The sequence below is a fragment of the Colwellia sp. BRX10-9 genome (assembly GCF_014077405.1).
Classification (GTDB): domain Bacteria; phylum Pseudomonadota; class Gammaproteobacteria; order Enterobacterales; family Alteromonadaceae; genus Colwellia_A.
In genome coordinates this window covers 1-317 of the sequence record NZ_JACGVV010000135.1, presented here as the reverse complement: position 1 = coordinate 317, position 317 = coordinate 1, and the positions used below count along the sequence as shown (strand labels likewise).

Below are 317 nucleotides of genomic sequence, written 5' to 3'. Positions count from 1 at the left end.
CTTATCTACGCCACACAAAAAAGCCTTGCGTACCGTTCGACTGCAAATGTGATAATAAGGTGTATCCAATAAACTAATTTGTTGTGAACGAGGCTTAGGCATAACAATCACCCGACTGAATAAAGGTAACTTAAGTCTAGTTTATTGAACGAAACCTGCATAAGTTATTATGGGTGGCCTATTAGGAAGGAATATCAAGCGGTTGTTTGTTCAAATATTTTTGAGTTAATAAGGTCCCTTTGAATAATTGATGCCAACGTTGCAATACCTCATCGGTTGACCAGCGCTCTATTGGCTCACTATCGACATGCAAGACA

General features: G+C 39.1%; 1 pseudogene. It reads right to left on the bottom strand.

Going from position 1 to position 317, the window contains the following annotated elements:
* A pseudogene (locus tag H4J69_RS20280) lies at window positions 1-102 on the bottom strand (transposase); the annotation flags it as partial.
* Between the last annotated feature and the right edge of the window lie 215 nt (window positions 103-317).